This is a genomic window from Agromyces sp. NPDC055661 (assembly GCF_053618135.1).
In genome coordinates, this window is sequence record NZ_JBSHHC010000002.1 from 97442 (window position 1) to 121607 (window position 24166).

The 24166-nt window shown below is 71.9% G+C and carries 20 protein-coding genes; 10 read left to right on the forward strand and 10 right to left on the reverse strand.

The genetic code is table 11. The annotated features are described in order from the left end of the window. Positions 1–1977, reverse strand: a complete 1977-nt coding sequence (locus ACWGO8_RS14010; protein ID WP_452043656.1) for an amino acid transporter — start codon at positions 1975–1977, stop codon at positions 1–3. Positions 1978–2034: 57 nt separating this feature from the next. Then, complete coding sequence (gene corA, locus ACWGO8_RS14015; RefSeq protein ID WP_452043657.1) at positions 2035–3012, reverse strand: magnesium/cobalt transporter CorA; 978 nt, start codon at positions 3010–3012, stop codon at positions 2035–2037. 160 nt (positions 3013–3172) lie between these two features. On the opposite strand from corA, the gene ACWGO8_RS14020 reads away from it, so the two are divergent. The 5 genes from ACWGO8_RS14020 to dhaK all read left to right on the forward strand — a co-directional run bounded on the left by ACWGO8_RS14020 (position 3173) and on the right by dhaK (position 8420). After that, on the forward strand, positions 3173–4996 hold the full coding sequence (locus tag ACWGO8_RS14020; RefSeq protein ID WP_452043658.1) for an ATP-binding protein: 1824 nt from the start codon (positions 3173–3175) through the stop codon (positions 4994–4996). A 104-nt stretch (positions 4997–5100) separates the two neighbouring features. Continuing rightward, positions 5101–5961, forward strand: a complete 861-nt coding sequence (locus tag ACWGO8_RS14025; RefSeq protein ID WP_452043659.1) for a class II fructose-bisphosphate aldolase — start codon at positions 5101–5103, stop codon at positions 5959–5961. Positions 5962–5964: 3 nt separating this feature from the next. Further along, on the forward strand, positions 5965–6762 hold the full coding sequence (locus ACWGO8_RS14030; protein ID WP_452043660.1) for an HAD-IA family hydrolase: 798 nt from the start codon (positions 5965–5967) through the stop codon (positions 6760–6762). Beyond that, a complete protein-coding gene (gene dhaL, locus ACWGO8_RS14035; RefSeq protein ID WP_452043661.1) occupies positions 6759–7403 on the forward strand; it encodes a dihydroxyacetone kinase subunit DhaL in 645 nt (214 codons plus the stop codon). The genes ACWGO8_RS14030 and dhaL overlap by 4 nt, the downstream gene beginning before the upstream one ends. A gap of 21 nt (positions 7404–7424) precedes the next feature. Further along, positions 7425–8420, forward strand: a complete 996-nt coding sequence (gene dhaK, locus ACWGO8_RS14040; protein WP_452043662.1) for a dihydroxyacetone kinase subunit DhaK — start codon at positions 7425–7427, stop codon at positions 8418–8420. On the opposite strand, the gene ACWGO8_RS14045 is transcribed toward dhaK, so the two are convergent. Both ACWGO8_RS14045 and ACWGO8_RS14050 read right to left on the reverse strand, forming a co-directional pair. After that, on the reverse strand, positions 8417–9523 hold the full coding sequence (locus ACWGO8_RS14045) for a WxL protein peptidoglycan domain-containing protein (protein WP_452043663.1): 1107 nt from the start codon (positions 9521–9523) through the stop codon (positions 8417–8419). The two genes, dhaK and ACWGO8_RS14045, sit on opposite strands and share 4 nt — an antisense overlap. Before the next feature lie 104 nt (positions 9524–9627). Beyond that, positions 9628–11205, reverse strand: coding sequence for a fibronectin type III domain-containing protein (locus tag ACWGO8_RS14050; protein ID WP_452043664.1), 1578 nt, complete (start codon positions 11203–11205; stop codon positions 9628–9630). Between the two features lie 158 nt (positions 11206–11363). Between ACWGO8_RS14050 and ACWGO8_RS14055 the strand changes: the two genes are divergently transcribed. Further along, a complete protein-coding gene (locus ACWGO8_RS14055) occupies positions 11364–12068 on the forward strand; it encodes a hypothetical protein (RefSeq protein WP_452043665.1) in 705 nt (234 codons plus the stop codon). Positions 12069–12091: 23 nt separating this feature from the next. Here ACWGO8_RS14055 and ACWGO8_RS14060 read toward each other — a convergent pair whose 3' ends face one another. The 3 genes from ACWGO8_RS14060 to ACWGO8_RS14070 form a co-directional block, all read right to left on the reverse strand. Beyond that, positions 12092–13312: a HupE/UreJ family protein gene (locus ACWGO8_RS14060; protein WP_452043666.1), complete on the reverse strand. Its 1221-nt coding sequence runs from the start codon at positions 13310–13312 to the stop codon at positions 12092–12094. Between the two features lie 95 nt (positions 13313–13407). Next, the gene (locus ACWGO8_RS14065) at positions 13408–14781 is read right to left on the reverse strand and encodes a sensor histidine kinase (RefSeq protein WP_452044569.1); all 1374 of its coding nucleotides are present in this window, start codon (positions 14779–14781) and stop codon (positions 13408–13410) included. Further along, positions 14781–15455 (reverse strand): response regulator transcription factor, encoded by a 675-nt coding sequence (locus ACWGO8_RS14070; RefSeq protein ID WP_452043667.1) that lies wholly within the window; start codon positions 15453–15455, stop codon positions 14781–14783. The genes ACWGO8_RS14065 and ACWGO8_RS14070 overlap by 1 nt, the downstream gene beginning before the upstream one ends. A 148-nt stretch (positions 15456–15603) precedes the next feature. Between ACWGO8_RS14070 and ACWGO8_RS14075 the strand changes: the two genes are divergently transcribed. Genes ACWGO8_RS14075 through ACWGO8_RS14085 form a run of 3 tightly spaced genes read left to right on the forward strand, consistent with a single transcriptional unit; the run spans position 15604 to position 18532 of the window. After that, on the forward strand, positions 15604–17268 hold the full coding sequence (locus tag ACWGO8_RS14075; protein ID WP_452043668.1) for a glycosyltransferase family 39 protein: 1665 nt from the start codon (positions 15604–15606) through the stop codon (positions 17266–17268). A gap of 3 nt (positions 17269–17271) precedes the next feature. Beyond that, positions 17272–18072, forward strand: a complete 801-nt coding sequence (locus tag ACWGO8_RS14080) for a polyprenol monophosphomannose synthase (RefSeq protein WP_452043669.1) — start codon at positions 17272–17274, stop codon at positions 18070–18072. Beyond that, on the forward strand, positions 18065–18532 hold the full coding sequence (locus tag ACWGO8_RS14085) for a GtrA family protein (protein WP_452043670.1): 468 nt from the start codon (positions 18065–18067) through the stop codon (positions 18530–18532). The genes ACWGO8_RS14080 and ACWGO8_RS14085 overlap by 8 nt, the downstream gene beginning before the upstream one ends. A 10-nt stretch (positions 18533–18542) precedes the next feature. Here ACWGO8_RS14085 and ACWGO8_RS14090 read toward each other — a convergent pair whose 3' ends face one another. Then, the gene (locus tag ACWGO8_RS14090; protein ID WP_452043671.1) at positions 18543–20888 is read right to left on the reverse strand and encodes an arylsulfatase; all 2346 of its coding nucleotides are present in this window, start codon (positions 20886–20888) and stop codon (positions 18543–18545) included. A 56-nt stretch (positions 20889–20944) separates the two neighbouring features. Beyond that, complete coding sequence (locus tag ACWGO8_RS14095; RefSeq protein WP_452043672.1) at positions 20945–21328, reverse strand: SHOCT domain-containing protein; 384 nt, start codon at positions 21326–21328, stop codon at positions 20945–20947. 206 nt (positions 21329–21534) lie between these two features. Here ACWGO8_RS14095 and ACWGO8_RS14100 point away from each other — a divergent pair, with 206 nt between their 5' ends. Continuing rightward, on the forward strand, positions 21535–21855 hold the full coding sequence (locus tag ACWGO8_RS14100) for a carboxymuconolactone decarboxylase family protein (protein ID WP_452043673.1): 321 nt from the start codon (positions 21535–21537) through the stop codon (positions 21853–21855). Between the two features lie 38 nt (positions 21856–21893). Here ACWGO8_RS14100 and ACWGO8_RS14105 read toward each other — a convergent pair whose 3' ends face one another. Then, on the reverse strand, positions 21894–24131 hold the full coding sequence (locus tag ACWGO8_RS14105) for a LuxR C-terminal-related transcriptional regulator (RefSeq protein ID WP_452043674.1): 2238 nt from the start codon (positions 24129–24131) through the stop codon (positions 21894–21896). Positions 24132–24166 lie beyond the last annotated feature (35 nt).

A 24166-nucleotide genomic window follows, 5' to 3' on the forward strand; every position in this document is an offset into this window, starting at 1 on the left:
TCACCCCACGTGGATCGTGGGACGCTCGGCCGGGTCCTTCTCGACCTCGCGGAGGATCTCGCGGACGACGGGGGCGGTGTCCCCCCGGCCGAGCAGGATGTACCTCACCATGTGCACGAGCGGGTTGCCCTCCGCCCATTCGAAGAACGCGTGGGGGCGGACGCCCGTGGCATCCCGCATCGCCACCAGGATCGCGGCGATCGCGTTCGGGGCCGCCGGACTGTCGGCGCGCAGGATCCGGTGATCCCCGACCTCCAGGCCGCGGACGTGCAGCACCTCCTGGAAGTCGGACGGGTCGACCACGTTGATCTCGAGGAACAGCACGTCGGCCCGACCGGGGACCGGGTTGAGCTCGCGCTGCGCGCGTTCCTTCTGCCGGTAGTCGGCGGCCTCGCGCATGCCCGGCCGGATGGCGACGAGGTCGAGCCGGCCGTCGTGCACCAGGGAGTCCTCGATGAAGCGACGGGCCGCGTCGTCGAACTCGATGCGGTCGGCGCGGATCTCGGTCGTGCGGGTGACCCGGGAGATGATCGACACGGCGACGATGCCGAGGATGAACATGGCCGAGATGGCGAGGCCGTCGGGCTTCTCGACGATGTTGTCGACGAGCGCGTAGCCGAGGAGCACCGTCAGGGCGGCGAAGCCGACGATGGGCGCGGTGCGCTTGCGTCGGATCGCGGAGATGAGCACCGCGACGGACGCGGAGGCCATCATGGCGAGGATCCCGGTCGCGTACGCGCCGGCCTGGGCGTCGACATCGGCCTGGAACGCGATCGTGATGACGATGCTGATCGTCGTGTAGACGAGCACGACGGGCCGCACCGCCCGGCTCCAGTCGGGCGCCATGCCGTAGGCCGGCAGGTACCTCGGCACGATGTTGATGAGGCCGGCCATCGCGGATGCGCCGGCGAACCACAGGATCAGGATGCTGCTGATGTCGTAGACCGTGCCGAACACCTCGCCGAGGTACTCGTGGGCGAGGTACGAGAGCGCTCGGCCGTTGGCCGGCCCGCCCTCCTCGAACGCCTCCGGCGGGATCAGCAGGGTCGTGACGAGGCTCGACGTGATCAGGTAGACGGACATGATCAGCGCCGCGGTCGTGAGCAGCTTCTTCGTGTTCCGGATCCTCGAGGCGAGTCGCTCCTCGGCCGTCGTGCCGGATGCCGCCACGAGGGGCATCATGCTGACGCCCGTCTCGAATCCCGACAGGCCGAGGACCAGGAGCGGGAACGCGAGGAGGGCGGGCAGCAGGATCGCGGCGAATCCGCCCCGGCCCTGCGTGAGCGCCTCCCACCAGTCGGTGATCGTGAGCGGATGCTCGAAGATCGCGACGAGCCCCGTGCCGATGACTATCGCGTTGAGCGCGAGGAAGACGGCGACGAGCGGGATCGCGACGTTCACCGCCTCGGTGAAGCCGAGCAGGAACACGCCGCCCAGGATGACCAGGAGCCCGATGGTGATCGGGACCGCCCACCCGTGGAACACCGCCGGCGTCAACGGGTTCTCGATGATGTGCACCGTCGCGTCGGCCGACGACAGCGTGATCGTGATGATCCAGGAGGTCGCGACGAAGCCCAGGAGCACCAGGACGAAGATCTTGCCCCGCCAGAACGGGAGCAGGCGCTCGAGCATCGCGACGGACCCTTGCCCATGGGGGCTCTCCTTCGCGACCCGCCGGTACATCGGCAGCATCCCGAGCAGGGTGAGCGCCACGATCAGCAGGGTCGCGATTGGGGAGACGGCGCCGGCCGCGATGATCGCGATCGAGGGCAGGTACGACAGCGTGGAGAAGTAGTCGACGCCCGTGAGGCACATCACCTTCCACCAGGAGTGCTGCTCGACGTGGGCCTCCCGGATCTCGGGGCCGGCCGGCTGGACGGTGCGCTCGAGGAGCCAGCGCGACAACGGCGTCCCAGGTCGACGGTCATTGGGGCCCGGCACGGATGCGGGGAACTCGAACTGCGACCAGTCAGGCATCTCGTCCTCCCATGCGCCGCCTCGCGGCGGCGATCACCTCGTCCACGGGCCGGCTCGTCAGAGCCACCCCTTCGTCTTGAAGACGGCGTACAGCACCACGCCGAGCGCGACCATGAGCACGATGGCGAACGGGTAGCCCAGCGCCCAGTGGAGCTCGGGGATGTTGCTGAAGTTCATCCCGTAGATCGTGGCGACGAGCGTCGGCGTGAACAGGATCGCGGCCCAGCCCGACACCTTCTTCACCGACTCGTTCTGCTGCTGGGCCACGAGGGTCATGTGCGTCTGGAGGGCGGACTGGAGCAGTTGCCGCTGGGCGTCGGCGCGCTCGACGATGCGGATCGTGTGGTCGAGCACGTCGCGGAACGACCGCCTCACCTCCAGCTCGACGCCCTCCTTCGGGAGGTCGTCGCGGAGGGCCGTGAAGATGTCGATGAGCGGCTTCGTCGCCCGACGGAAGTCGCTCACCTCACGGGTGAGGTCGTAGATGCGGCGGGTGACCGCCGCGTCCCCGCTCTCGAAGAGCTCGTCCTCGACCTGCTCGACGTCGGCGTCGAGTCCCGCGGCGACCGGGTCGTACTCGTCGACGACCTGGTCGGCGACGGCGTAGAAGACCCCGAGCGGTCCGCGGGCGAGCAGCTCGGGCGCGGCCTCGAGGCGTCGCCGCACCTTCGCGATGTCGGGCGATTCGGCGTGCCGGATGACGATGACGAAGTCCGGGCCGATGAACAGGTGCACCTCGCCGAACTCGACGGTGTCGGTCTCCTCGATGTAGCGCGCCGGCCGCAGTACGGCGAAGCGGATATCGCCGTAGCGGTCGAGCTTGGCTCGCTGGTGTCCGTTCAGGGCGTCCTCGACGGCGAGCTCGTGCAGGTGGAACTCGTCGGCGACGGTCTGCAGCTCCTCGGTGTCGGGCCGGTAGAGCCCGATCCACGCGAAGCCGCCGTGCTCCTCCAGCGCATCGAACGTCGCGTCCAGGCTGTCGGGCGAGGCCACCCGGCGCCCGTCGACGTAGATCGCGTTGTCGATGACGGTCACAGGGTCAGTCTCCCCCTTCCAGCGCCCCGCGAGCCTCCCCTTGCGGCCCGAGTTCGGGGGAGGGTGGCCGAGGGGCCCATGCTGGCGCCGTACGCGCTTCGAGCGCATGATGTGACGTGGGCGTGAACACGCCGCCGACCATCGATGAGGATCGTCGCCCATGGTTCAACCGGAACTCCCCGATCCAGGCTCCGACCACGATGCCGCGCGCTTCGTGGCGCTCGCCGCCCTCGCCACGGACCTCGCCGGCCAGTTCGCGCTCGAGCCCCTGCTCGAACGCATCCTGCGGCACACGATGAAGCTCCTCGAGTGCGACAGCGGCTCGATCTGCACCGTCGACGAGTCGGCCGGGACCTACCGCAAGGAGGTCGACCTGGGGGTCGGATGCCTCTCGGGCCAGACGTTCCCGCTGAACGAGGGCGTCACCGGCGCGGTCGTGCGCGCGCGGAGCTCCGTCATCTTCGACGAGTACGCCGACGTGCGCGGCGGACACATCTCGGAGCGCGACCGGGCGTCGCTGCACGGCGTGATCGGGGTGCCGATCCGTTGGGCGGGCTCGATCATCGGCAGCTGCGTCGTGTTCAGTCGCGATCCCCAACGGCAGTTCACCGAAGCGGATGCCACGCTGGTGGAGCTGTTCGCGACGCACGCGGCGATCGCCATCGCGAACGCACGCGCACATTCCCTGGCGAACGAGCGCGAGCGCGAGGCCGCGGTGCTCGCCGAGCGGGAGCGGGTGGTCCGCGACGTCCACGACACCGTCGGACGAGGCCTGGCCGCGGTCGTGCTGCGGCTCGATGCCGCCGATCGCGCCGTCACCGATGCACGCGACCCGCGCGGCGCCCTGGCCGAGGCGAGAGCCGCCGCCCGATCGGCGCTCAGCGAGACGCAGCGCACGGTGCTCGGACTCGGCCCGTCACTCCTCGAAGGTCGCTCGCTCAGCGATTCGCTCGCCCTCGAACTCGCCTGGGTGGAGTCCACCGCCGGGGTGGCGACACGCCTGATCCTCATCGGCGAACCGCAGGCGCTGCCGCCCGAGACCGCCCACCAGCTCTTCCGCATCGTCCAGGAGTCGCTCACGAACGTCGTCGAGCACGCGGAGGCGCACCAGGTGCGGGTGGGGCTGGTCTACGGCGGTGAGACGACCACGGTCATCATCGAGGACGACGGTCGCGGCTTCGACGTGACCGCGCTCACCGCGACGTCCAGCCGGGCCACGCCCGCGACGGCGTTCGGCCTCCAGGGACTCGCCTCCCGCGCCCAGCACCTCGGGGGCACCCTCCAGGTGGAGTCGACGCCGCACTGGGGCACGCGGATCCGGGCCGAGGTGCCGACCTCGCCGACCACCCGGATCGGCGCGGTCCGCTCGCGCTGGCGGGTCCTCGTCGTGCACGAGAGCGCCGTGGTGCGCGCCGGTCTCGTCCGGCTCCTCAGCAACGTCGAGCCCGAGATCCAGGTCGTCGGCGAGGTCGGGGACGCCGGACAGGCGGTCGAGGCGTTCGAGCTGCTGCGTCCGCACGTCATCCTCGCGCACCTCGACCTGCCGCACATCGACGGCGTCCAGCTCACCTCCTACCTGCGGGCCGTCGACCACGAGGCCTCGGTCGTCCTGCTCATCCACAGCCTCGACGACGAGCGCGTGCGCGGCGCGGCGCGGATCGGCGCCGTCGGATTCGTCGAGCACGAGGCCGAGCCGGGCGACCTCGCGCGCGCGGTGGTCGCAGCGGCGCGCGGCGACTCGCTCATGACCGCCGACGTGCTGCGGGGATTCGCTGCGACGCCGACCGACGACGTCGACCACCTCACCGCACGCGAGAAGCAGGTCCGTGCGCTCGTCGAACGCGGCTTTCCCGACAAGCGCATCGCCGCCGACCTCGAGATCTCGGTGAAGACCGTCGAGAAGCACGTCAGCGCGATCCTCAGGAAGACGGGAGCGTCGAACCGCACGATGCTCGCCGGCCGATCCGCGCTGCATCCGCACTGAGGCGCATCGCGTGGTGGATTCCCCTACCAGGGGGTAGGGGAACCTCACCTGTCGGCGCCCGCGCAGCCTGCATAGCCTGAGCATGACGACGAGGAGGTTGCCGTATGCCAGTCGTGTCACTCCGCGAGATCGTCGATCGGGCCTTCCGGGAGCGCTACGGCGTTCCGGCGATCAACATCGTGAACGACCTCACCCTCGAGGCCGTGCTCGCCGGCGCCGTCGAAGCGCGGTCGCCCGTCATCGTCCAGACCTCGGTGAAGACCGTGAAGTCGATCGGGCTGGACGTGCTGTACGGAATGTGGCAGACGATGACGGCGGGCATCGAGGTGCCCGTGACGCTCCATCTCGATCACTGCCCCGAGCGCCAGGTCATCACCGACTGCCTCGAGCGCGGCTGGAACTCGGTCCTGTTCGACGCGTCCACCCTGCCGGTCGAGGAGAACCAGCGGCAGACCGTGGAGGTCGTCGCCGAGGCCCGTCGCCACGGCGCGCACGTGGAGGGTGAGATCGAGGCGATCAAGGGCGTCGAGGACGGCATCGGCAGCGACACCGAGACCCGCAGGCAGAGCCTCGAGACCGCTATCACGTTCATCCGCGAGACCGGGGTCGACGTGTTCGCTCCGTCGATCGGCAACGCGCACGGCGTCTACTCCGCATCGCCCGACCTCGACTTCGCCCGCGTGACGGACCTCGTCGAGGCCACGGACACGCCCATCGCGCTGCACGGCGGCAGCGGGATGACGGATGCGCAGTTCCACGACCTCATCTCGCGAGGATGCGCGAAAGTGAACATCTCGACCGCGCTCAAGATCGAGTTCATGCAGACGAGCCTGGCGTTCCTGAAGGGCGCCGAGGCGGCCGACAAGTGGGACCCGCCCTCGCTCTTCGCCGACGTGCGCTCGCACGTCATCGCGCTCACGACCGGTCTCGCCGCGACGTTCGGCAGCGCCGGCAAGGCGTGGTGAGCGATGCCGCACCTCATCTTCGACTGCGACGGCGTGCTCGCCGACACCGAGCGCAACGGACACCTCCCCGCCTTCAACCGGACGTTCGCCGAGTTCGGCGTGCCGGTGCAGTGGAGCGACGCGGACTATGCCGTGAAGGTGCTCATCGGCGGCGGCAAGGAGCGGATGGCCAGCCTCCTGACGCCCGAGTTCGTCGCCGCGAGCGGGCTCCCGGCCGACGAGGAGGGCCAGCGGGAGCTCCTCGCGCAGTGGCACCGCCGCAAGACGGCCATCTACACGTCGCTGGTCGAGTCCGGCGCGCTGCCGGCACGGCCCGGCATCGCGAGGGTCGCCGGGCAGGCGGATGCCGCGGGCTGGGGACTCGCCGTCGCCTCGACGTCGGCCGAGGCATCCGTGCGCGCCGTGCTGGAGCACGCCGTGGGCGAGGCACTCGCGACCCGGTTCTCGGTCTTCGCCGGCGACATCGTGGCGCACAAGAAGCCGGCGCCCGACATCTACCTGCTCGCCCTCGACGAGCTGGGCGCCGACCCCGACGCCACGCTCGTCATCGAGGACAGCGGCAACGGCGTCGAGGCCGCCGTGGCCGCCGGGCTCCGCACGCTCGTCACGGTGAGCAGCTACACGGCCGACGAGGACTTCACCGGAGCCTCGCTCGTCGTCTCCTCGCTCGGCGACGCGACCGAGCCCGCGCGGGTCCTCGCCGACCCGGTGGGGGTCGCCCCCGGGCCCGAGCTCGAGCTCGGCGACCTCACCCGCATCCTCGACCTCGACCGACCGCAGACCCGCCAGGAGGAGTCATGACGAGCTTCAGCGACACCGAGTTCGTGGTGCGCACCGTCGCCCAGACCGCCGTCGACAACGAGAAGTACTTCGGCGACCTCGATTCGGTCGTCGGCGACGGCGACTTCGGATTCTCGCTCGCTCGCGGATTCGAGATCGTCCTGAAGGACTGGGACGGCTACGACCGCGGCGACATCGGGACCTTCCTGCAGAAGATCGGGGTCACCATCGGGAGCCGCATCGGCGGCACCTCGGGTCCGATCTGGGGCACCGGGTTCCTGCGCGCGGCCGGGATCGCGAAGGGGAAGGACGAGCTGTCCGGAGCCGACGCCGTCGCGATGCTCCGCGCGTCGATCGAGGGGATCAAGGCGCGGGGGAACGCCGAGCTCGGCGACAAGACGCTGCTCGACGCGCTGTCGCCCATGACCGACGCGATCGAGGCGGCGCTCGCCTCGGGCGCCGACTCCGAGGCGGTCGTGGCCGCGGCGGCCGAGGCCGCGCGCACGGCGGCGGACGCGACCACGCCCATGATCGCCAAGCGCGGACGTGCGGCGTACACCGGCGAGCGCAGCATCGGCTCGCCGGACGCCGGTGCCGTCGCGATCGCGGTCATCGCCGAGGCGATCGCCGCCGGCTGGCCGACGAGAGACCCGAACGCCTGACAACCAGTGGAGGTAGTGGAAATGAAGAAGTTCGTCAACGACCCGCAGCAGTTCGTCCCCGACATGCTCAAGGGCCTCGCCCTCGCCAACCCCGACACGCTGAAGTACGTCCCCGAGTACAACCTCATCATGCGAGCGGATGCCCCGCGGGACGACAAGGTGTCGATCATCCAGGGCTCCGGCTCGGGCCACGAGCCCGCCCACGTGATGGCGGTCGGCCCGGGGATGCTGGACGGCGCCTGTCCGGGCGACGTGTTCGCCGCGCCGCCGATGGACTACGTCTACGAGTCGACGAAGCTCCTCAACTCCCCGAAGGGCGTGCTCCTGCTCGTGAACAACTACACGGGCGACCGCATGGCCTTCGACATGTCGCAGGAGATGAGCCTCGCCGACGGCGTGAACGTGAAGACGCTGTTCATCGACGACGACGTCGCGGTCCAGGACTCCACGTGGACGGTCGGCCGCCGCGGCGTGGCCGGCAACTTCTTCGTGATCAAGGCCGTCGGCGCGGCGGCGGAGGCGGGCGCGGACCTCGACGAGCTCGTGCGGATCGGCGAGAAGGTGAACTCGGTGACGCGCACGATGGGACTGGCGCTCACCGCGTGCACGCCGCCGGCCAAGGGATCGCCGCTCTTCGAGCTCGGCGACGACGAGATCGAGATCGGCGTCGGCATCCACGGCGAGCCGGGTCGCCGTCGCGCCAAGATCGTGTCGTCCGACGAGCTCGTCGACATCCTGCTCGAACCGGTCGTGGCCGACCTCCCGTTCGTGAGCGGCGACCGCGTGGCCCTCATGATCAACGGGCTCGGCGGCACGCCGATCAGCGAGCTCTACGTCGCCTACGGCCACGCCCACGAGGAGCTCGAGAAGCGCGGCATCACCGTCGCGCGCAGCTACGTCGGCGAGTACTGCACGTCGCTCGACATGGCCGGCGCATCGCTCACCCTCGTCCGCCTCGACGACGAGATCGAGGCGCTCCTCGCGGCTCCGGCAGAGATCGGACTGCGGATCTTCTAGGCGTCCGAGGACGATCGGCGGGCGCGGCCCAGGTGCCGCACGAGCACCACCGCGCCCGCCGCGACGACCAGCACGGCGAGCAGGGGGATCCACGGGATCGCCCAGCCCATCCCGCTCGCGCCGACGGCGTCGAGCGGGCCGGTGGACCCCGCCGGATCGGTGTAGAGCGGGACCGCGGTCACGGCGGCCGACAGCGTGCCCACCTGGCCGACGTCGTCGATGGGCGCGGACACGCTCCACGACTCTCCGGGCAGCAGCTCGGGAGTGTTCCCGAGCTCGCCCGCCGTGCGCGGCGTCAGCCCGAACGGCCCGCTGAGGGCGACCGACTGCTCGGCCGCGAGCACCGTGTCGCCCGTGTTCCGGATCGTGTACGTCACGGTCGCCGTGCCCGAGCCGAGGAGCTCCGGGGAGTAGCCGACGCGGACGTCCTCGACGGACAGGCGCGGGTGGAAGGTGCCGCCCACGTGGAGGCGGACGCGGATGGCCGCGCGATGCTCGACGCCCGAGTCGGCGGATGCCGCGGGAACGGTCGTGACGATGCCGCCGACGTACTCGCCGCGCGCATCCAGAGGCACCGTGATCGCGAAGGGAACCTCGGCGGACTCGCCCGCCTCGAGGGCCACCGAGGCGGCGGGGAGCGCGAGCCAGGCGCCCACGCCGATCTGCTCGTGGCCGCTCGTGCGCAGGTCGAGCTGCCCGGCCTCCGTCGTGAAGGCGTCGGCCGCGTGGAGCCGCACCTCGATCCGCCCATCGCCGGTGTTCGCGACGAGCACCCTGTCGTCGATCCGATCGCCGGGTTCGACCGAGTAGTCGTAGTTCGCACGGCCGGCGCCGTAGGGTCCGTCGATCGTCGCGACATCCCACGCCGCGTCGGTCGCGGCGGCGGACGCGGGTGCGGGGGTGGCCGCGGGCGCCGAAGCGGGTGCGGCGGAGACGGCGGGCGCGGCCGAGGCCGCGGGGCCGGCCGCGGAGGCGACGCTGAGCGCCCCGGCGGCGATCGCGACGGCGGCGACGGCAGCGGCGCCGCGAGCGACGGCGCGCGCGGCGCGGAGGATCGGGGTGTCGAGTCGCGGGCGTCGTTCCCGGTGGGCGGAGGCGGTCATGGTGCGATGGTCCTGTCGTTGCGGGGTGGGCTGGGCGTTGCCCGGATGAACCGTGCGGGTGGACGGGCGCCGCGGCGCCCGCCCACCCGACTGCGGCGGGACGGTCAGTCGATCGTGGTGATCGTCACGTCGTCCTGCTGGGTGGTGACGGCCGGGGCCGTCGCGCCACCGCGCGGACCGCGGGTCTCGTCGTACCTGTGGATGACGACCTGGTCGACGACCGAGCCGACGGGCTGGGCCGGGCTCGCGCCCTCGTCGGGACCGCACCAGCTCTCCTGGCCGAGCTCGACGGCCGCGTTGGGCGCCGCGCACGTGCCGCTGCGGATGTTCTCGACCTGCAGGTGCTCGTCGCGCACCGAGACCTTCACGTAGCTGCGGACGTGCTCCTGGTCCTCGACCGAGTTGGCCCAGTGGCTCGCGGGGTTGAGCGGGTCGGGACCGAAGTCCGAGCCCACGCGCGGTGCGGTGAGGTCGTAGTACTTCGAACCCGAGGCCGAGTTCGCCGTGACGTAGACGACGCCGCCCGGGCCCTGGAACACGCTGTCGGCACCCGGCTGTTCGTCGGGGTTCGCCTTCTCGCCGTTGCGGATCAGGTAGCTGCGCGAGTACGAGTGGTCGTGGCCCTGGAGCACCAGGTCGACGCCGAGCTCGGAGAACGCGGTCGGGAAGTCCCGACGGCGCTCCTGCGCGTCGCTGTCGTTGGCGTGCGAGGCCGGCGAGTAGATCGAGTGGTGGTACACGAGCACCGTGTACTTCGCCTCGTCGCCGTGCTCCGCGATCACGTCGCTGACGTAGCCGATGTGCGCCTCGTCGGCGTCGACCCCGGGCTCCGCGCTGGTGGTGTACGCGTTGCTGTTGAGGTCGATGAAGAGCACGTCCTTGTACGTGAACCAGTAGTCGCCGCCCGACTGCGCGGCCGGGTTGCCGCGGTAGTGCTTGGGCGAGCGGTCGGTGTTCGGCGTCCACAGGTGCTGCTCGTAGGCCTTGCCGCCGACGTCGTGGTTGCCGATCGTCGCGACCCACGGCACGGAGCGGAGCTCCTCGGGCGCGAGGAACGCCGTCCACTGCGACTCGACGTTGGCGGTCTCGACCTGGTCGCCGCCCGAGACGAGGAGCTCTGCCTCGGGGTTCGCGCCGACGGCGACCTCGAGCGTGTCCTCCCAGCCGGCCTGGTCCTTCGGGACGTTGCCCGACGAGCCGATCTGCGGGTCGCCGAAGAACAGGAAGTCGAAGTTGCCGTCGAACTTCCGGGTCTTGAACTCGGAGGCCTCGGACCAGCCGCCGTCGCCGCCGACCCGGTACGAGTACTTCACGTTCTCGCTGAGGCCGGTGATCACCGAGTGGCCGTTGTAGCCGCCGTTGACCGTGTTCGCGCTCACGACCGCGGGGAAGACCGCGGCGTTCGCAGGGAACCGGCCCTTCTTGATGGAGTTGGTCGGTGCGACCTGCACGACCTGCGCCGTCGACGCCGAGGCGTACCAGTTGACGACGCGCTGCGACTCGTCGGCCCCCGTGAGGAGGATGATGTCGTCGATCGCGGCGGGCTCCGCGGCCTGGGCGGCGCTCACGGCGAAGCCGCCGAGCACCATGGCGGTGCAGGCGGCCGCCGCGGCGGCTCCCAGCGCGGCGCGGCGCCGCACTGCATGGAATGGCGCACCGAGGGTGCGCGGGATTGCCTTCATCGGGAGATGACTCCTTGTTCGGGTGGGGTGGTGGCCGCAACCGGCCGACGGTCACGTTCGTCCCGCCGTCTGTCGATCGGGTGAACCGTGGCGGAACAACGTGGCGCGTGACGTCGAACACTCGAAGGAGAGCGATTTCCGTGCGGTAGAAACGTCGTGTGCCGAGCCGTAGCAGCGACGTCCGTCGTGCCCGTCCCCGTCCCCGAGCCGCCGCGTTCGCGGCATCCGCTGCCCTCGCCCTCGTGCTGGGCGGATGCGCCGCCTCCGACGACTGGTCGGCTCCGCGGCACGCCGTCGAGCCGGTCGGCACGCTCGCGCCCGGGTTCATCGATGCGGCCGCGCCGCCGTCGCCCGAGGCGACCGTGACGCCCGAGCCCGGCACCTGGGACGGCGTGCACCCGCCCGCCGGGTACCGCGTCGTGCTGCTGACGGCGGAGTACGACCCGGCGACCGCGCAGCTCGCGACGGGCGTGACCGAGTGGGCGGGAGCCGAGCGCGTGAGCCTCAAGCGCGTGGAGGTCGCCGCCCCCGACGGCGCCGTGGGCGGCATCACCGAGGCCATGGACCTCGACCCCGACCTCATCATCGCGACGGGTCCGGCGCTCGTCGACGCCCTCGCGCTCGTCACGGCGAGTCACCTCGACCGGCAGTTCCTCGTGGTCGGCGCCCAGGTGCCCGAGCCGACCGGCAACGTGACGGCCGCGATCTGGGACGGTGCCGCGTCGCGCGGCAGCGAGGTGGCCGACACCGCCGACTCGCACGACGAGACGGCCTACACGAGCGAGCGGGCGGATGCAGCGGTGCGCGCCGGCGTCGCGAGCGTGCTGCACGACGTCACGGGCATCGTCCTCCAGCTCGGCTGAGTGCGAGGCCCGCGGCATCCGCTTCACCCGATGCCGAGCACCCGCTGCACGAACCAGACGAGCCCCATGACGGCCACGCCTCCGGCGACCACCACGCCGACCGCGAGCCCCGTCCTCGGGGTCTTCCCGCGGAGCACGAGCAGCAGCGGGAAGACCGCCAGGATGATCGAGACCTGCACCGCCTCGATGCCGACGTTGAAGACGAGCAGCGAGAGCAGCAGCGGCCATGAGAACGGCTCGTCGATGCCCAGCGCGCCGGCGAAGCCCAGTCCGTGCATGAGCCCGAAGCCGAACACGACCGCGAGTCGAGCCCAGTCGGCGCGGTCGAAGCCGCGGCCGTTGGACGGCGCCAGGCGCATCGCCGGGTCGCGGCGCTCGCGCCAGACGCGCCAGAGGTACCAGATGGCGACCACGGCGATCGACAGCGCGATGAGGGGCTCCACGACCGCGCCGGGCACCGAGACCACGCCGAGGGCGGCGAGGATGAACGTCACCGAGTGGGCGGCCGTGAACGCGGTCGCGGCCAGCACGACGTCGCGAAGGCGTCGCGAGCCGACGATGAGCGCGAGCAGGAAGAGGATGTGGTCGATGCCGAAGAGCAGGTGCTCGGCGCCGAGCACGAAGAAGTGCGAGAGCCGCTCGGCGAGCGCCTGCTCGGTGCTGAAGGTCGGCGTCTCGCCGTCGAGCGTGGCGTTGCCCGAGCGCCCGTCGAGGTCGTACTCGAGGATCGTCACCGTGCCCTTCACGTACGCCTCGTCGTCGGGGAACAGCGCCGTGCGGAACTCGTGCGCGGCCGCGGGCTCGCAGGCGTGGTCGAGCGTCAGCACCGCGTACGGCACGCCCTGGCGCTCGACCACGTCGAGGTCGCCGACCCGCGTCGGCGTGCATGGCCGGCCGCCCGCGCTCACCTCGAAGCGGGCGTTCACGTAGTCGGCGATCTCGTCGGCGTGCGCATCGAGGGCGGACTTCTCGTCGCCCGTCTGGAAGACCGCCATGCCGTCGTCGAAGAACGCCGGGGCGTCCTCGTACTCCGCGACCGAGACGACGAGGAGGTCGTACTCGAGCTCGAGCTCGGTGCGCACCGTGTCGTCGGCCGACGCGGACGCGTTCGCGTAGACGACGGTCGAGAAGCCGTGGGCGTCGGCCGGCGAGGCCGAGAGCGCGACGAGCAACGCGGCGATGAGGGACGTGACGGCGAGGGCGAACGCGGCGACGGGACGGCGCGTGCCGGGGGTGGGGGACATCGGGCTCCTTCGTGGCACGCCGATGCTCCACGAGGCGGTTGAACGGGACCCGGCGGGGCGACGAACACCGGGCGAACCAGCGGTGCCCGAGGTGGTTACGCCGCCGGCGCGGGGACCGGGCGCAGCGGGATCGTCACGACGACGGTGAGTCCGACGTCGGGTTCGTTGTCGAGCCGGGCCGTGCCGCCGGCGACCGCGGCGATCCCCGAGACGATCGCCAGCCCGAGGCCCGACCCGCCGTCGGGTGCCCCGGGTCCGCGCGTGAACCGCTGGAACGCCGCGGGCACGAACGCCGGGTTCATGCCGCCCGCGTCGTCGCGGACCGTGAGCCGGGCCTCGGTGGGCGTCTGGGTCCACGCGAGGTCGACGTGGACGTCGTGGCCTCCGGCGGCCACGACCGCGTTCGCGATGAGGTTCTCGACGATGCGGTCGAGCTCCGAGGCGGACAGCTGCACGATGCGCTCGGCGTCGGCGGTCGTCGAGAGCTCGTAGTCGATCGTCGCCCGAGTGTCGCGGAATCGGCGGCGGCTCCGTTCGACGGCGTCGGCCAGTTCGTCGGCGAGCGCCGCCCACGTGGCGGTACCGGGCTCCGACCGGGCGTCGAGGCGCGAGAGCTCGAGCAGCGCGGTGGTCAGCGCACTGAGCCGGGCCAGGGTCGCGCGCGCCGCCTCGAGGTCCTCCTCGATCCGCTCGCGCGAGGCGTCGCCCGAACCGGCCAGCTCGAGCTGCGCCTGCAGGATCGCGAGCGGGGTCCGGATCTCGTGCGACGCGTTCGAGACCATCTGGCGCTCGCGATCGAGCGACTCGCGGAGCCGCGCGATGAGGGAGTTGAGCTCGCGGGCGAGCGCGGCGATCTCGTCGTCGGCACGGCCGACGGACAGCAGGTCGTCGCCCGGCCTGGCCGCGAGCTCCGCCGCGGACCGTCGCAGGCGGCCGACCGGCGCGAGCGCGACCGTGCTGATCGCCCACGACGCCGCGCCGAAGCCCAGGTTGATGAGCAGGAACGAGACGATGAGCACGACGGCGAGCTGGTCGAGCACGGCCGCCTGGGTCGCGGCGTGCCGGGCCGCGATGACGTGCCAGATGCCGTCGGCGCCCTGCACCGGCGTGATCCGCAGGAGGTAGTCGTCGCCGCCGGCGCCGACCGTGCTGAGGCCGTTCCCGCCGGCGATGAGGTCGTCGATCTTCACGCCGAGCGCGGGCGGCAGGCTGTCGATCACGATGGTGCCGTTCGGGTCGACGACCGCGGCGAGCTGGCCCGGTCCCGGCTCGTCCACCTGCACGGGCGGTTCGGCCGCGATCTCGGTCACGTACGGCGCCTCGATCGCGTGCAGCACCGAGGTCTCGCCGTGGAGCACGATCCGCTGCACCTGGTCGTAGATGACCACCCCGGCGATCGCGGTGAACACCAGTGCGATCAGCACGGTGCCGACCGTGATGCGCGTGCGGATCTTCAGCCGGCGCAGCATCACCCGGCCGCCACGAGACGGTATCCGACACCGCGAACGGTCTCGATCGCGGCATCCGAGCCGACCGCCGCGAGCTTGCGGCGGACGTAGCTCACGTACTGGTCGACGATGTTCTGGTCGATGTGCTCGGTGGACCCCCAGACGCCGTCGAGGATGGCGGGCCGCTCGACGACCTGCCCGGCCTGCGAGGCGAGCAGGTGGAGGACGTCGAACTCGGTGCGGCTCACCGTGAGCTCGCCGTCCTGCGACCCGATGCGGTGGCGCACGAGGTCGAGCTGCAGGTCGCCGACCTGAAGGCGATGCGAGCCGGATGCCTCGCGCCGCCGCAGCGCGCGGAGGCGGGCCGCGAGCTCGGGGAACGCGAACGGCTTCGTCAGGTAGTCGTCGGCGCCCGCGTCGAGTCCCCGGACGCGGTCGTCGACGGCATCGCGGGCGGTGAGCAGCAGGATGCCGATGCCGGCGTCGAGCTCGCGCATCCGACGGCACAGCTCGAAGCCGCTCATGCCGGGCAGGCCGACGTCGACCACGGCGATGTCGGGCACCGCCTGCATGGCCTCGAGTGCGGCGAGCCCGTCGCCGACGGCTGTCACCTCGTAGCCCTCGCCCGTGAGCCCCCGCACGAGGAGCGCGCCCATCGCCGCCTCGTCGTCGACCACCAGGATGCGACCAGCCACCGCCCCTCCCTTCGGGCCCGTGGGCCGATCCTACGACCGAGCATCGGATGCCGCCCATGTGCCACCCGAACGGTTCCTGAGAAGACTCTCAGTCGCCGGAACGGCCGCTCACAGGGCCCTGCCGACCCGTCGATGGAGCATCGGGCACATGACCGTCGAGCAGCTGATCGGCACCGTCGAGCGACCGGTCGTGTCGCCGGCCCCGATCACGCGCGCTTCGGCGTCGTCCACGGGCCGCGTTCGCCGCCGGCGGGTGCGATTCCCTCGCTCGCTCGCCGCCCATGCCACGATCGTCGGCATCGCCGCAGCCGCGCTCGGCTACGCCGGCGCCGGCGTCCCGTCGTACTGGGGCGACGAGGCCGCGAGCGTCATGTCGGCGCAGCGGTCGTGGTCGAGCCTCGCGCTCGAGCTGGGGAGGATCGACGCCGTGCACGGGCTCTACTACGCCCTGCTGCACGCGTGGATCGGCGTCTTCGGCGCGGGGGAGTGGTCGACCCGCGCGCCGAGCGCGATCGCGGTCGGCCTGCTCGCCGCCGGCACCGTCGTGCTCGCGACCCGCTGGTTCGACGCGCGCGTCGGGCTCATCGCGGGCATCGTCGTGGCCGTGCTGCCGCGCACGACCTCGATGGCCACCGAGGCCCGCTCGTATGCGCTCGGAGCCGCGCTCGCGGTGTGGCTGACCGTCGCGTGCACGGAGCTGATCCGCCGCCGGGTGCGGTCGCCATGGTGGTGGACGGCGTACGGCGTCGGCCTCGCGCTCTCGGCGACGCTGTTCGTGTACCTGCTCCTCCTCGTCCCGGTCCACCTCGCGGTGCTCGCCGTGTCACGGGCACCGCGAGGCACCTGGCTGCGGTGGACGCTCGGCGCCGCGGTCGCCGTCGTCGGGTCGTGGCCGATCCTCGCCGCGGCATCCGCGCAACGGCGGCAGCTGCACTTCCTCGCCGAGCGCGGCTACGCGTCGGTCGACGGCGTCGTCGTGCGCCAGTGGTTCGAGTCGGCGCCGATCGCGGTGGTGGCGTGGACGCTCGTGGTGGTCGGCGCCATCGCGACCGTCGCAGTCCGCCGCCGGGGCCGGCGGCTCCCGCTCGGATTCGTCCCGTCGCTCGCCTGGATCGTGGCGCCGACCGCCGCGCTCCTGCTCGTCGACGCCTTCGTCGCCCCCACCTACAGCCCCCGTTACCTCTCGTTCGCCGTGCCGGCCGTCGCGATGCTCATCGCTGTCGGCGTCGCGTCGGCGATCACGGCGCTGGAACGCATCGTCGGGCGGCGCGACCAGGGACCCGCCGACCCGGCAGGCGGCTCGCGCGGCGTCGGCGCTGCGGCATCCGCGCGGGTGCTCGCCGGGGTCGTGGCCGGCGCGCTCGCCCTCTCGGTGCTCGCGCCGGTGTACGTGCGGCAGCGCACGGAGTGGGCGAAGGACGGCGGGAGCGACCTGCGCGCCGTGGCCGAGTACGTGCAGCAGCACGCCCAGCCCGGCGACGGGATCGTGTTCGACCGCACGACCAAGCCCTCGCGCCGGCCCAGGCTGGCGCTGCGCCTCTATCCGCAGGCGTTCGCGGGGCTCCGCGACGTCGCACTGCGCACGCCGTACGAGCAGCGCTCCGGCATCTGGGACACGACCTGGCCGGTCGCGGTCGTCGCGCCCGACCTCGACGAGCACACCGTCTGGGCGCTCGAGCTGCCGAGCGGGTCGCCGGATGCCGCGAACGCCGCCGTCCCCGACGACGTGCAGGCGCTCGAGGCGAGCGGCTACCGCGTGGTCGACGCCCACCTGATCCATCGCACCGTCGTCTACCGACTCGAGAAGGGATGAGCCATGCAAGACCGCGTCATGGTCGTGATGCCGACCTACAACGAGGTGGAGTCCCTGCGCGGGGTGATCGCCCGGCTGCACGCCGCGGTGCCCGAGGCCGAGGTGCTCGTGGTCGATGACGGCTCGCCCGACGGCACCGGTGAGCTCGCCGACCGGCTCGCCGCCGCCGATCCGCGCATCCACGTGCTGCATCGGCCGGCCAAGGCGGGCCTCGGGTCCGCCTATCGAGCGGGGTTCGCGGCGGCGCTGGCGTCGGGATGCGACGTCGTCGTGGAGAGCGACGCCGACGGCTCCCACCGCCCCGAGGACCTGCCGCGCCTCCTCGCGGCGCTCGACGACCACGACGTCGCGGTCGGATCCCGCTGGGTCGCGGGCGGCGTCGTCCCCGACTGGCCCCTCGCGCGACGGATGCTGTCGCGCGGCGGCAGCGCCTACGCCCGGCGGCTCCTCGGGCTCCGCCTGCAGGACGTCACCGGCGGGTACCGCGCGTTCCGCGCCTCCGCGCTGCGCGCCGCGCGACCCGAGGCGGTCGAGGCGCGCGGGTACGCGTTCCAGATCGAGCTGATCGCCAGGGCGGCGGATGCCGCGTCCCGCATCGCCGAGGTCCCGATCACGTTCGACGACCGCACCCACGGGCGCTCGAAGATGTCGTCCGCGATCATCGCCGAGGCGCTCCTCCGGGTCACCGCCCTCGGGATCGCCCGACGCGTCGGACGCCGGGCACGCCCGGTGGCGGTGGCGGTGGCGGTGCCGGTCGCGACCACCGCGCTGACGGACGCAACCCCGGAGCTCGAGCATGCTTGACGCCGCCACCGCTCCGAGTGCCGTCGTCCGGCAGCGCACGGGCGCGTCCCTGGCCACGCAGGTGATGCGGTTCGCACTGGTCGGCGGTCTCGGGTTCGTGGTCGACGTCGGCCTGTTCAACGTGCTCCGCGCGCACGGCCCCGAGGGGGTCCACGGCTGGACGATCGCCGCGAAGACCATCGCACTCGTCGCCGCGATCGCCGTGAACTGGATCGGGAACCGCGTCTGGACGTTCCGCTCGCGGACGCGCCGGACCGACACCGCACGCGAGGCGGTCGAGTTCTTCATCGCGAGCGTCGTGGGCAGCCTCGTCGCGCTGGTGTGCCTCGGCGTCTCGCACTACGGCCTGCACCTGACCTCGGCGTTCGCCGACAACATCTCCGCGAACGTCGTCGGGCTCATCCTCGGGTCGCTGGTGCGGTTCGTCGCGTATCGGCAGTGGGTCTTCCGGGCCGCGTGAACCGAACTCGTCACGCCTGCGCGTAGGCGATGTGGACGCCGTCGATCGTGCCGTCGAACGCGAAGGGCATGCGGTCGGCGTAGTGCCGTGAGACGGCCCCGCCGTACGCCCGTCCGATGTCGAGGCAGTCGTTCGCCGAGAACAGCAACGGGGCGCTCACGGGCACGGTGCCCGAGCCGACCTCCGCGCCGTCGACCAGGAGCGTGACCCCGAGGGGGCCGCCCGGCCGTGGCTCCACGTACTCCGTCCGCACCTCGATCGTCACGTCGCCCGCCGGGATCGGCGACGCCGACGCGATGATCGTGCGCTGGATCAGGAAGAGGTTGTACTCGTAGGTGAGCACGCCGTCGGCGAGGTAGCAGGTGAGGCCTCCACCTGCTCCGCCGAGCTTGTAGAGCACGCCGTTCGCCTGGTCGCCGAGGTGCACCTGCATCGTGACGGTGTTCGGACGGTTGCCGAGGGCCGGCGCGCAGAACTCCGGGACGCGCACGGTGTCGCCGCTCAGCTCCCACTCGGTGTACGGCGGGCTGATCCGGTCCTCGGGGTGCAGCGCCGGCACCCAGAGGCCGCCGCCGATCGGCAGCGCGTCGTTCCGGGCCGCCTCGATCGCGAACAGCTCCTTCAGCTCGGCCAGCTTCTCGGGATGCTCCGCGGCGAGGTCGCGCGCCTGGCTCCAGTCGTGGTCGAGGTCGTAGAGCTCCCACGGGTCCTGGTCGGGGGTCCACGTCGCGATGCCGGGAGGTGCGCCGGGCACCCACGGCAGGCGCGGGCCGAGCGCCGACGCCATCCATCCATCGGAGTAGACGGCACGGCTGCCCATGATCTCGAAGTACTGCGTGCGACGGCGGCCCGCGGCATCCGCTTCGTCGATCGAGTACGCGAGGCTGATGCCGTCGATCGGGTCCTGCGGGATGCCGTTGACGGAGTCGGGGTGGGAGATGCCGATGATCTCGTAGATCGTGGGGACGACGTCGACGACGTGGTGGAACTGCGTCCTCGGCACGGGGTCGGGCTCGATGCGACCGTTCCACTGCACGAACATCGGGTTGCGCGTGCCGCCGAGGTGCGACGCGAGCAGCTTCATCCCCTGGTAGGGCGACGACCCCGCCCACGCCCACGCGGCGTGGTACTGGTTGTCGGTGGCCGGCGTGCCCAGGGCGTCGAGTCCACCCAGCTCCTCGAGCGCGGCGATGTGCTGGTCGACGGTCGACGGGATCATGTTCTGCGCGAGCAGCTCGCTGATCGTGCCGTTCTGGCCCTCGCCCGACGAGCCGTTGTCGCCCCAGATGTAGATGATGATCGTGTCGTCGCCGTAGCCGAGTCGCTCGAGCTCGTCGATGAGTCGCCCGGCCTGCACGTCCGCGTGCTCGCCGAAGCCCGCGGCGACCTCCATGAGGCGGCGCTGGAACGGCTTCTGGTGCTCGGGGATGTCGTCCCAGGCCGCGAGGCTCTCCGGCCGAGGGGTGAGCTCCGCGTCGGCGGGGATCCACCCGGCCGCTTTCGCGCCCTCGTGGGCGCGCTCCCGGTACACGTCCCAGCCGTCGTCGAAGGCGCCCGCGTAGCGGTCGGCCCACTCCTTCATGATGTGGTGCGGACCGTGCAGCGCGCCGGTCGCCCAGTACATGAAGAACGGCTGGTCGGGCTTCAGGGCCTTGTGGTTGCGCAGCCAGGCCATCGCGTCGTCGGCGATGTCCTCGCTGAGGTGGTAGCCCTCCTCGGGCGACTTCGGCGGCAGCACCGAGGTGGTGTTGCGCACGAGGTTCGGCTCGTACTGGGAGGCCTCGCCGGCGAGGAACCCGTAGAAGTACTCGAACCCGTAGCCGGTCGGCCAGCGATGGAACGGCCCGGCGACCGTGGTCTCCTCGGCGGGCGTGTTGTGCCACTTGCCCCAGGCTCCCGTGGCGTAGCCGTACTGACGCAGCACCTCCGCCATGGTCGCGCTGCTCTTCGGGATGTGGCCGGAGTAGCCGTCCCAGTCGTTCGCGAGCTCCGCGATCTGGCCGTTGCCGACGCGGTGGTGGTTGCGGCCGGTCAGGAGCGACGCCCGCGTCGGCGAGCACATGGCCGTCGTGTGGAACCGGTTGTATCCGACGCCCCGCGCGCGCACCCGATCGAGCGTCGGCGTTCGCACGGCGCCGCCGAGCGTCGTCGGCAGGGCGGGGCCCGCATCGTCGATCAGGATGACGAGGACGTTCGGGGCGTCGGCCGGCAGGTGATGCTCGGGCGGCTTCGGGCTGTAGGTGGACTCCTGCATGGTGCGCCCCGCGGTGCTGCCCGAGGCGGCCGGCGGGAACGGCAGCGTGCGTGCGGGTGGCAGCGGCGCTCCGATCACCGAATCGCGCGTCTCATCCGTCATGTCATGTCCGCCTTCCCCACGAACCCGAAACTGATGCTGCCGGCCGACCGCCGCGGTCAGGCGGCGAGTGCCTTCGCCTTGAGGGCGTCGAACTCGGCCTGCGTGATGGTTCCCGCGGCGAGCAGCTGCTGCGCCTTCTCGATCTCGGCCGTCGGCGAGGAGCCGGAGCCGCTCACGTTGCGGATGTAGTCCGCGTTGGCCTGCTGGGCGTCCCGGACGCGTGCCATGTTGCGCTCGCCCATCCCTCGACCGCGTGCGATCAGGTAGACCAGCGCCGCCAGGAACGGCAGGAAGACGAGGAAGATCAGCCACAGCGCCTTCCCCCACCCGTTCAGGGTGTGGTCGCGGAAGATGTCGATCACGATCGAGATGAAGATCCAGATGCACGCGAAGAGGATGTACACCCAGAAGAGCCAGACCAGGAAGTCCCAGAAGTTCATCGCGCTGCCTTTCGTCGTGCGGCGGGCCCAGGCGGAGCCGCCGTCGCCGGAACGGTACTGCGACGCTCGCCGGAACCACATCATGCGAATCGCGTGAAGCCACCGGGGGGCTGGATCATGCGATTCGCGTGATGCGGTCGCGGCATCCGTCGAATGGAATGTCGTCGTCCTCATGGGTGCCGGACGTCGACGGGGGAGGGACGCTGGTGGACTACACCGAACGGCTGCGTCGGCTGACGATCAACGACCATCGTCTCGGGGAGGATGCCGGAGCGGCGGATGAGCTCGACCGCAGGACGCTCGCGCTCATCCGCATCGCCGCGCTCGTCGCCGTGGGCGGCGCCCAGCCGTCGTTCGGCGCCGAGGCGGATGCCGCGGTGAGCGCCGGGGCGACGCCGGGCGAGATCGTGGACGTGCTGGCGGGCGTCGTGCCGGTGATCGGGCTCCCGCTCGTCGTCGCCGCCGCGCCGAAGCTCGCGCTGGCCCTCGGCTGCGATGTCGGACTCGCACCCGACGACACGTTCTGACTCGACCCGGGGCGGGCGATCCGGCGCCGGGCGGGGAGTCAGGCGCCGAGCAGTCCGATCGCGATGGCCCGCTCGACCGCCTCGCTCCGCGTGGTGACCTGGAGCTTGCGGTAGATCGAGCCGACCTCGGAGCTGACGGTGTTGCGGGAGATGAACAGGCGTCGGCCGATCTCGCTCAGCGTGAGATGCGTCTGCAGGTAGGGCAGGAGTCGCAGCTCGGCCGGGGTCAGCGGGGTGCTGCCGGCGTCGGCCGGTCGTTCGTGCGCCTCCCGCCGGAACGCGGCGATCTCGTCGGCGAGCGCGCCGAGGTCGCGGCAGCGGTCGAGGAGGTCGTCGATCTCGCGGAGCAGGTGGTTGGTCGTGACGCCGTCGCCCAGCGCCGTGGACGCGACGGCGAGCTGCAGCCGGACCCGTACGGACACGAATGGCATCGCGTACGTGCAGCCCACCCGCGCGCGCATGCCCCGGGCGAGCAGGCGTTCGGCCGCCGCGCGGTCGCCGCGATGCACGGCGACCGAGGCGCCGACGGCGAGCGCCAGCGCGGTCGTGGGGTAGCCCTCCATGTGGAACGCGTCGATCGCGTCGAGCGCGACGGCGACGTGCCGTTCTGCGTCCGCCCAGCGGTGCTCCCGTGCGGCGATGATCGTGAGCTCCGCCTCGCTCAGCAGCACCGCGTCGGTGATGCCGACCTGGGGCGCGAGGGCCGCCGCGGCCTCGAACGACGACCTCGCATCGTCGAGGTCGCCGCTCAGCAGGGAGACCTCGCCCGAGAGGTAGAGCGCGAGGTCGCGCCACGGGCTCCACGGCGGTTCGCTCGCCACCGCCAGGGCGGCGTCGGCGATCGCGCGCTCGCGGCCGTGCGCGAACATGGCGGTTCGCAGCATGGCGCGGGCGGACTCGAACATCGGCTGGTCGTCGACCGCATCGTCGTCGTAGCGGATGCGCTCGATCATCGAGGCCCAGCGTTCGGCCTCGGCGGGTGCGCCGGTGAGCACCGCCGCCCAGCCCGCCAGGATCGCCAGCGGCGGGTACGCCCGGATGGCCGCGTCGCCGAGTTCGGTGAGCCAGCGGCTGACGACGCTCACCTGGCCGACGAGGTAGGTCGGCCGGGCCAGCGCCGCCACGAGGTGGGCCGCATGTCCGTGGTCCCCGGCGGCCAGGAGGTGCTCGATCGCCTGCGCCGGGAGCCCGTGCTCCTCGTACCACGCGGCGGCGGAGAGGTGCAGTCGGACGGCCGAGCCGTTCTCGGATGCCCCGAGCTCCCCGAGCAGGAACTCCCGGAAGAGCGCGTGGTACCGGTACCAGCCGCGCCGACGGTCGAGGGGCACGAGGAACAGCCCGTGCACCTCGAGCTCGCGCAGGAGCGCGCCCGAGTCGGCCCGGTCGAGCACCGCGTCGCAGACCGGACCGGACAGCTGCTCGAGGATCGCCGTGCGACGGAGGAACCGCTGCGTGTCCTCAGGGAGGCTCCGCACGCACTCCCGATAGAGGTAGTCCGCGACGAACCGGTCGTCGCCCGTCACCGATGACGGGTCCCCGCCGTCGCGGGCGAGCAGCGCGGCGAGGAACAGGCCGGTCGGCCACCCTTCGCTGCGCGCCACGAGTGCGTCGAGCTCGGGCTCGTCGATGTCGACCCCGGCCCCGGCGAAGATCACGCGTGCCGCCGCGGCATCCGCTCGCAGCTCGTCGACCCCGATCTCGAACGCCCGGCCCTCGACGCGTCGCCGGGCGAGGTGGGACTGCTCGTGCCGGCCGGCCAGCACGACCTGGGACCCCTCGGGGACGCCGGCGAGCGCCACCTCGAGCACGTCCTGGCAGGCCGGTGAGTCGGCCTCGTGGAGGTCGTCGACGACCAGGAGGAACGGAGCCGGGGCGTCGGCCATCGCCGCGGCCAGCAGCGGCGCCGAGCGACCCAGCGACGCCGAGCCCTGGCCGCGCATCTCCGCGACCACGCCGGCGGCGTCGGGGAAGACCCGCGCGAACGCCATCGCCAGGAGCGTGAGCAGGGCGGCCGGGTCGTCGTCGAAGCGGTCGAGCGACACCCAGCCGACCGGGCGCGCATCCGTCGACGCCCACTCGGCGAGCAGCGTCGTCTTGCCGTAGCCCGCCGGGGCGGTGACGGCGACGACCCCCGCGCCGCTGTGCACGGCCCGCTCGACGAGCGATCGCCGACTCGCGAGTCCGGGTCGCGGCGGGGGCGGGCTGAACTTCGCGTCCAGCAGTTCGCGGTCGAGCGCAGGCGAAGCGGAGACGGACCCCCGGTTCTCGTCGACCACGCTCGCATCCTACGGTGGGCGGTTCCGCGCCTCAA